Raw genomic sequence first — 2,368 nt, 5'->3', positions numbered from 1 at the left:
CAGGTCGGGAACGCACTGAAACAAACCGGTATTGTACGGAACAAACTTTTTGTCACAACCAAACTTTGGTTGCAGGATACCAGTTACGAAGGCGCTAAAGCACAGTTCGAACGCTCCCTGAATCGGCTGCAACTTGATTACGTTGACCTGTACCTGATTCACCAGCCTTACGGCGATGTCCATGGGGCGTGGCGTGCCATGGAAGAACTGCAACAGGCAGGAAAAATTCGCGCCATTGGCGTCAGCAACTCCCATCCTGACCGACTGGCCGACCTTATCGCCTTCAACAAGGTTGTCCCTGCGGTAAACCAGATTGAAGTTAACCCCTTCAACCAGCAGTTGCATGCCGTTCCATGGATGCAAAGCCGTGGCATTCAGCCGGAAGCCTGGGCCCCCTTTGCTGAGGGTAAAAATGGTCTGTTCCAGCATCCCGTGTTGACGGCGATTGGGCAGAAGTATGGTAAAAGCGTGGGTCAGGTTGTGCTGCGGTGGATCTACCAGCGAGGCATCGTTTCGCTGGCGAAATCGGTGCGAAAAGAACGCATGGAAGAGAACATCAACATTCTCGATTTTGAACTCAATTCTGAAGATATGCAGCAGATTGCTGCCCTCGATACCGCAACCAGCGCCTTCTTCTCTCACCGCGACCCGGCGATGGTGGAATGGCTGACTGGCCGCAAACTGGATGTTTAAGTCGCGATAAATGAGGTATTCATTCAATGCAAAAACGTTATCTGGGTAAATCCGGACTCGAAGTCTCCGCACTTGGACTCGGCTGCATGGGCCTCAGCCACGGCTACGGCCCGGTGATCGATACCCGTCAGGCTATCGAGCTCATTCGCGCAGCGGTTGAACGTGGCGTCACATTCTTTGATACCGCTGAAGTGTACGGCCCCTTCCTTAATGAAAAAGTAGTCGGTGAAGCCATAAAACCGTTTCGTGATCGTGTGGTCATCGCCACTAAGTTTGGTTTCACCTTTGGTGATGACAACAAGCAGCAGATTTTAAACAGCCGTCCGGAGCATATCCGTGAAGCTGTTGAAGGGTCATTACGCCGTCTTAAGACTGATGTCATTGATCTGCTATATCAACACCGTGTCGACCCGAATGTTCCCATTGAAGATGTTGCGGGAACCGTGAAAGGTCTGATAGCTGAAGGCAAAGTCAAGCATTTCGGTCTGTCCGAGGCTGGCACACAAACCATTCGTCGTGCGCACGCTGTACAACCTGTCACGGCGCTGCAAAGCGAATACTCCATGTGGTGGCGCGAGCCAGAGCAGGAGATCTTGCCATTACTGGAAGAACTAGGCATTGGTTTTGTTCCTTTCAGCCCATTAGGCAAAGGCTTCCTGACGGGCTCAATAAAACCAGGGACAATGTTCGGCAAGGATGATTACCGCAGTACCGTGCCGCGTTTTGCCGAACAGGCGATTGAAACCAATGAAAAGCTGGTCTCCCTGTTGGGAGAGCTGGCTGCAGAGAAAGGTGTGACGTCTGCGCAAATCGCTCTGGCATGGCTGCTGGCACAAAAGCCGTGGATTACTCCTATCCCTGGTACCACTAAACTACACCGGCTGGAGGAAAACCTGGGGGCTGTCGAAATCATTCTTTCGCAGGAAAATTCGCGTCAGATAACTCAGGCGCTTGAGACGATTAAAATCGTTGGCGAACGTTACTCTCCGGAGCACCAAGCTCGCGTAGGCCGTTAATACCCGGACGGGTCCACAGCGTATGGCAGACCCGTCATTCCGAGTAGCGAAGTACATCGATTATCAGCGCAAAAGCAGGCGGATGCTGCTTTCGGCTCGGGTAGTAAAGATAATATCCGGGGAAAGATGGACACCAGTCCTGCAGAACCTGAATAAGTTCTCCTGATGAGCCTTTACACGAAATTGTGTAATTGCCTGATTTTAATATGTTCAATTCAACATCAAAAATAGGTTAGCGGATTCAAGTTTGAAGTGCAACGCTAAGCCGCCTGTTTTAGCTCTACAAAGACCACTGAAGGTTGCCGGAACCCAAGGCATTTCCGTGGCCTGCTATTCAGTGCTCCCTGGTACTTGCGGAGCTCGTCATCCGTCACTGCCGTCAGGTCAGTTCCTTTCGGGATAAACTGCCTCAACAACCCATTGGTGTTCTCGTTTAGCCCGCGCTGCCACGAGGCATATGGATGAGCGAAGTAGGTTTCCGCTTCCAACGCGTCAGCGACTTCCTTGTGCCGGGTAAACTCCCTGCCGTTGTCGAACGTGATTGTGTGACAGACGTCCTTATAGCCGCTCAGCATCGAGATAATAGCGGCGGCAACTTCGGCAGAGTCTTTAGAAAAAACCTTCTTCGTCAGATAAATACGGCTTTTACGTTCGACCAG

Annotated in this window: 3 protein-coding genes and 1 pseudogene; 2 read left to right on the top strand and 2 right to left on the bottom strand. The window is 51.5% G+C overall.

The window, feature by feature from the left end; genetic code table 11:
- Positions 1-693: aldo/keto reductase (locus tag BBW68_RS08415; protein ID WP_070134917.1), on the top strand; the 693-nt coding region annotated here is incomplete at its 5' end.
- 26 nt (positions 694-719) lie between these two features.
- The gene (locus BBW68_RS08410; RefSeq protein ID WP_070134915.1) at positions 720-1,709 is read left to right on the top strand and encodes an aldo/keto reductase; all 990 of its coding nucleotides are present in this window, start codon (positions 720-722) and stop codon (positions 1,707-1,709) included.
- A 34-nt stretch (positions 1,710-1,743) separates the two neighbouring features.
- Here the strand turns inward: BBW68_RS08410 and BBW68_RS16380 are convergent.
- Positions 1,744-1,875: pseudogene (locus BBW68_RS16380) on the bottom strand (LysR family transcriptional regulator); the annotation flags it as partial.
- Positions 1,876-1,969: 94 nt separating this feature from the next.
- Positions 1,970-2,368: IS30 family transposase (locus BBW68_RS08405; RefSeq protein WP_148127474.1), on the bottom strand; the 399-nt coding region annotated here is incomplete at its 5' end.

The organism is Candidatus Erwinia dacicola, from assembly GCF_001756855.1.
In the GTDB taxonomy this organism is placed as follows: domain Bacteria; phylum Pseudomonadota; class Gammaproteobacteria; order Enterobacterales; family Enterobacteriaceae; genus Erwinia; species Erwinia dacicola.
The sequence above is the reverse complement of the archived record's forward strand: the minus strand, read 5'-3'. Positions and strand labels throughout refer to the sequence as shown.

What these genes read in the sequence shown, in the direction of transcription:
- BBW68_RS08410 (WP_070134915.1), top strand. Translation starts at nt 720, where the DNA reads ATGCAAAAACGTTATCTGGGTAAATCCGGACTCGAAGTCTCCGCACTT.